This window comes from Streptomyces sp. NPDC059679 (genome assembly GCF_042734105.1).
GTDB lineage: Bacteria > Actinomycetota > Actinomycetes > Streptomycetales > Streptomycetaceae > Streptomyces.
The window spans coordinates 1-6,369 of record NZ_JBHWES010000153.1 but is presented as its reverse complement, the minus strand read 5'-3'; the positions used below and the strand labels follow the sequence as shown (position 1 = coordinate 6,369).

General features: G+C 66.3%; 2 protein-coding genes. Both read left to right on the top strand.

Translation table 11 applies throughout. From position 1 onward, the window contains the following. Positions 1-4,862 (top strand): amino acid adenylation domain-containing protein (locus ACFV2X_RS55120; RefSeq protein ID WP_385631779.1); only part of this gene is annotated, 4,862 nt, incomplete at its 5' end. Next, positions 4,859-6,369, top strand: a 1,511-nt coding sequence (locus ACFV2X_RS55115) for a condensation domain-containing protein (RefSeq protein WP_385631776.1), incomplete at its 3' end; no start/stop codon positions are given. The genes ACFV2X_RS55120 and ACFV2X_RS55115, both read left to right, overlap by 4 nt.

The window sequence follows — 6,369 nt, the reverse complement described above, 5'->3', positions numbered from 1 at the left end:
TCCTCGCCACCCGCCTCATCAGCCGCATCCGCACCACCCTGGACGTCGAACTCACCATCCGCGCCCTCTTCGAAACACCCACCGTCGCCGGCCTCTCCGAACACCTGCAAACGTCCAACGGCCACGCCACACGCCCCAAACTCACCCCCCAAGCCCGTCCCGAGTCCGTACCCGTCTCCTTCGCGCAACGCCGGCTGTGGTTCCTCGGCCAACTCGAAGGCCCCTCCGGCACCTACAACATCCCCATGTCGCTTCGGCTACGCGGCCAACTGGACATCGAAGCCCTGCGCCTGGCCGTGGGGGATGTGGTTGGGCGGCATGAGAGCCTGCGGACACTCTTCCCCCAGACCGACGGCCAGCCCCGCCAGCACATTGTCGAGGGTGATGCGGCGGTGCCGCCGCTGACCGTGACCGAGACGGTCACGGAGGAAGAGCTGCCCGAAGCCCTGGCCCGTGAGGCCCGCACGGGCTTCGACCTCACCCGCGACCTTCCCCTGCGGGTGCGGCTGTTCGTGCTCGGGCCGCAGGAGTACGTACTGCTGGCCGTGGTGCATCACATCGCCGCCGACGGCTGGTCGATGACACCCTTCGCCCGCGACCTGTCCACCGCCTACCAGGCCCGCACCAACAACCACACCCCCCACTGGCCCGCCCTGCCCGCACAATACGCCGACTACACCCTGTGGCAACGCGACATCCTCGGCAGCGAAGACGACCCCGGCAGCCTCATCTCCACCCAGCTGGAGTACTGGACCACCACCCTGGCCGGCGCACCCGAACAACTCGAACTGCCCACCGACCACCCCCGCCCCGCCACCGCCTCACACCACGGCAACAGCATCACCCTGCACATCCCCGCAACCACCCATACCCAGCTGGCGGAACTCGCCCACGACAGCGGCGCAAGCCTCTTCATGACCCTCCAGGCCGCACTCGCCGTCCTCCTCACCCGCATGGGCGCCGGCCACGACATCCCCATCGGCACCCCCATCGCCGGACGCACCGACGACGCCCTCGACAACCTCATCGGCTTCTTCGTCAACACCCTCGTCCTACGCACCAACACCCACGGCAACCCCACCTTCCGCGAACTCATCCACCACACACGAGAAACAGACCTCACCGCCTACGCACACCAAGACACCCCCTTCGAACGCCTCGTCGAAGTGTTGAACCCGCAACGCTCCCTGGCACATCACCCCCTGTTCCAGGTGATGCTCACCCTCCAGAACAACACCCATCCAGACCTGGACCTGCCCGGCCTGGACATCGTCGAGCAGCCGTTGGGCGCGGTGCCAGTCAAGTTCGATCTGACGGTCAACCTCAGCGAATCCCGCACGTCCGACGGCACGCCCAACGGGCTGACTGGGCGAATTGACTACCGCACCGACCTCTTCCATGCCACGACCATCGAGGCGTTGGCTGCTCGGCTGGTGCGGGTTCTCGAGTCGGTCACCGCGGATCCGGATCTGCGCGTCAGCCAGGTCGACGTCCTCGGCGAGGCCGAGCGGCATCAGGTCCTCACCCGCTGGAACGACACCGCACACCCGCTTCCGGACGCCCTGCTGCCCGAGCTCTTCGAGGCCCAGGTCAAGCGCACCCGCGACGCGGTCGCGGTCGTCTTCGAAGGACAGGCTCTGACGTATGGCGATCTGAACGCCCGGGTCAACCGGCTGGCGCGGTATCTGATTGCCCGGGGCGCAGGGCCGGAGCAACTGGTAGGGGTGGCGCTGCCACGCTCGGCCGAACTGGTCGTAACCCTCCTGGCCATCCTCAAAACCGGCGCGGGATACCTCCCCATCGACCCGGACTACCCCACCGACCGCATCCACTACATGCTCCAGGACGCGGCCCCCACACTCCTGGTCACCGACACCACCACCTCACCCACCCTCCCCCCGGCCGACGATCTGCCTCGCATAGAACTGGACACGGCCGACACCCGTATGGCCATCACCGCACACCCCGCCGCCGACATCACCGACACCGACCGCATCGCGCGCTTGTCGCCGCTGCATCCCGCCTACGTCATCTACACCTCCGGCTCCACCGGCCACCCCAAGGGCGTGGCGGTGCCGCACCACGGCGTGGTGAATCGGTTGCTGTGGATGAAGGCGGAATATGGTCTGGCTGCCGATGATCGGGTGTTGCAGAAGACGCCGTCCGGGTTCGACGTGTCGGTCTGGGAGTACTTCCTTCCGCTGATCGCGGGAGCGGTATCGGTCGTCGCGTCACCCGGTGTCCACCGGGATCCCGCCGAGCTTGCCGCGCTGATCCGCGATGCCGGGGTTACCACGGCACATTTCGTACCGTCGATGCTGCGCGAGCTCATTGAGGAGCCGACCGCGTCTGCGTGCGGGAGCTTGCGGAACGTTGTGTGCAGCGGGGAAGCACTTCCGGCGGAGCTGCAGAACAAGGCCCTCCGCACGCTGAACTCGCGTGTGCACAATCTCTACGGGCCCACCGAGGCCACCGTGGATGTGACCTACTGGGAGTGCCGGGAGAGCGACGACGCCTCGGTGCCCATCGGCCGTCCGGTGTGGAACACGCGCCTGTATGTGCTGGACGACCGGCTCTCACCGGTCCCCGTCGGAGCTTCCGGCGACCTCTACGTCGCCGGCGCGCAAGTGGCGCGAGGCTATCTGGGACGGCCGGGTCTGACAGCCGAGCGGTTTGTGGCCGATCCGTTTGGTGAGACCGGGGCGCGGATGTACCGGACCGGGGATGTGGTCCGGTGGCGGCCGGACGGGGCCCTGGAGTTCCTGGGGCGTGCGGATGGCCAGGTGAAGGTGCGTGGCTTCCGTATCGAGCTGGGTGAGGTGGAGAGTGTCTTGGTGGCGCATGGCACCGTCGCCCAGGCCGCTGCCGTGGTGCGGGAGGACCGGCCCGGCGAGAGGCGCTTGGTCGGCTATGTCGTGCCTGTGGGCGGGGGAGCGGCGGTCGACACCGCCCAGGTGCTTGACCTGGTGCGGGACCGGTTGCCGGACTACATGGTGCCGTCGGTGTTGGTGGTGCTCGAGCGGCTGCCGCTGACCCCGAACGGGAAGCTGGATCGGAAGGCCCTGCCCGCTCCGGACTACGGCGCGTCGGCTTCGGGACGGGCGCCGCGGACGCCCAGGGAAGAGCTGCTGTGCGGGTTGTTCGGCGAAGTCCTCGGCGTTCCCAAGGTCGGCGTCGATGACAGCTTCTTCGACCTGGGTGGCGACAGCATCGTGTCGATCCAGCTGGTCGCCCGCGCACGGGCAGCAGGCCTCGTCATCACCCCGCGGGACGTGTTCGAGCGGAAGACTGCGGAGGCTTTGGCGCTGATCGCGACCGATGTCGAGGCGACGGTGGCGGACACGAAGAGCGACAGCCCATTCGGCGCTGTGGCTCTGACACCGGTCATGCATCAGCTGCGTGAGCGGGGTGGCTCCATCGACCAGTTCAGCCAGGGGGTGTTGCTTCAGGTTGCCGAGCGACTGGGGCTGGAGGAACTGGTCGTGGCGGTGCAGGCGATCCTGGATCACCATCATGCGCTCCGTGCCCGACTGATCGACAGGGACGGGGAATGGGAGCTCGAGATCCCCTCGGTCGGTGCCGTGCGAGCGGCGGAGTGTGTGCGGCGTGTGGACGTGGCCGGTCTGGCCGAGGACGCTGTGGGCAAGATGATCGGGACTGAGGCGGAAGCCGCGCGAGAGCGGCTTTCACCGAGGTCAGGGGCGATGGTTCAGGCGGTCTGGTTTGACTTCGGCCCCGACGCGCCGGGACGGCTGCTGGTCGTGGCGCACCACCTGGTGGTCGACGGGGTGTCCTGGCGCATCCTGCTGCCCGACCTCCATGCGGCCTGGGAGGCGGCCACGGCCGGGGCCGACCCTGTCCTTCAGCCGGTGGGTACCTCGTTCCGCCACTGGGCCACCAGGCTGGTCGCGCAGGCGGATGAGCACCTTGTGGAGCTGCCACTGTGGGAGAGGACTCTCGACGCCCCGGATCCCCCGTTGGGTACGCGGGTGCTGCAACCGGGCAAGGACACCTGGGCGACGGCGGGGGACCTGACATTCGCACTGCCAGTGGAGCAGACGGCCTCTCTCCTTACCCACATCCCCACACTGTTCCGCTGCGGCATCGACGATGTCCTGCTGACCGCTCTCGCGCTCTCCATTGACGGCTGGAGAGATGGCACTGGGGCCGGCGGTGGTACGGATCTGCTGGTCGAGCTCGAGCGACACGGCCGCGAACACCTGGTGGACGGGACTGACCTGTCCCGTACGGTCGGGTGGTTCACGAGCACGTTCCCCGTGCGTATCACCACGGAGACCCGGGGGAGGGGCGGCCTGCGTGGATCCGCTGTCGATGGCGCGCTGAAGAGCGTCAAGGAACAGCTGAGGGCTGTGCCACACAGCGGTATGGGATACGGGCTGTTGCGCCATCTCCATCCGCAGGGAAGCCCGGATTTGCGACAAAAGGGCAGCGCTCAAATCCTCTTCAACTATCTGGGCAGGGTGGCTGTCACGGGGGAGAACCATCCACAGGCAGCGGCGAATTGGACCGTCGTTCCTGGCAGCAAGGCGGGAGCTGGAGCCGATCCGGATATGCCGATGAGCCATAGCCTCATCGTCGACGCGGTGGTTCAGGACACCCATGACGGGCCGCAGTTGATGGTGACATGGTCGTGGCCGACCGGTGTGCTCACGGAAGAACGGGTTCAGGATCTGGCGGACTCTTTCCTTGAAGTCCTCGCACTCATGGCGGACCGTGCGGCACAGCCGGACGCCGGAGGGCTTACCCCGTCCGATGTAGGGCTGCTCGACCTGAGTCAGGACGAAATCGACGAGTTCGAGCTTGCTGAGATGGAAGACGGAGCGGAAGGGAATCTGCTGTGAAGCGTTCGAACATCGAGGATCTCCTGCCGTTGTCGCCCCTACAGGAAGGGCTGTTCTTCCACTCTCTGTACGACAATGAGGCGGCGGACACCTACGCCGTTCAGGTTGTCATCCGGCTGACCGGAAAGCTGGACACCAGCGCGCTCAGGCTCGCGGCAGAGGCGATGCTCGCGCGGCATGCGAGCTTGCGGGTCCGCTTTCGCTACCGCAAGTCAGGGAAGCCCATTCAGATGGTGATGGGCGAGGTTGAATTGCCCTGGCGTGAAGTCGATCTGGAACACCTTGAATCGGCTGAACAAGACGCCGAACTGGCCCGGATCGCAGAGGAAGACCGGGCTCTGGGATTTGAGCTGAGCAAGGCTCCGCTGCTGCGTTGCACGCTCGTCCGGACGCGCGAGGACGAGCACTGTCTCATCTGGTCGAACCATCACATCCTGCTGGATGGATGGTCCAATGCTGTTCTCTTCCGCGAGCTGTTCACGCTCTACAAGTGTCGCGGCGATGATTCACAGCTGCCGTTCGTGCCGTCCTATCGGGATTATCTGGCGTGGATAGCCAGGCAGGACACCGGAGCCGCGGAGACGGCTTGGCAAGAGGCGTTGGCCGATCTGGACGGGCCCACCCGTATCGATATTTCGGGGAAGAAGCAGACCGCTGCCGCCCCCGACCGGCTGACGCATACGGTTTCGCAAGAGCTGGCCGACGCGCTGAGCGCCACGGCACGCGCTCATGACCTCACGCTCAATACCCTGATCCAAGGTGCCTGGGCCATCTTGTTGAGCCGGATGACCGGGCGCGATGATGTCGTCTTCGGCGCCACTGTGGCCGGTCGGCCGCCGGAGATCCCGAGCGTCGATAAGATGGTCGGCCTGTTCATCAATACTCTGCCTGTGCGCATACGTCTCGACTCTTCCCAGCCGTTGGGGGAGTTGCTGACGCAGGTGCAGGATCAGCAGGCCCGTCTTATGGACCACCAGCACCTGGGGTTGTCTCGCATTCAGCGTGTGAGTGGCCATGAGGAGCTGTTCGACACAGTCGTTGTATTTGAGAACTATCCGGTGGAATCCGCGGCGTCCGCGGCACTGGACGAAGAAGTACAGGTCGCGGACATCTCCGTGCGCGATGCCACTCACTATCCAGTCAGCCTCATGGTCGTTCCTGGGCGGGGGTTGGAACTGCGGCTGGATTATCAGCCTGATCTGTTTGAGCGTGAGTGGGTGGAGGCGCTGGCTGATCGTCTGGTGCGGGTGTTGGGGGCGATGGCCGCTGGTCTGGATGTGCCGGTGGGGCGGGTTGATGTGCTGGGTGAGGCCGAGCGGCGGCAGGTGCTGTCCGGCTGGAATGACACGGCGCGTCGGATGCCGGATGCGGTGCTGTCGGAGTTGTTCGAGGCGCAGGTGGAGCGTACTCCTGACGCGGTCGCGGTCGTCTTCCAGGGCCTGGAGTTGACGTACGCGGAGCTGAACGCGCGGGCGAACCGGCTGGCCCGGTACCTGATCCGGCTGGG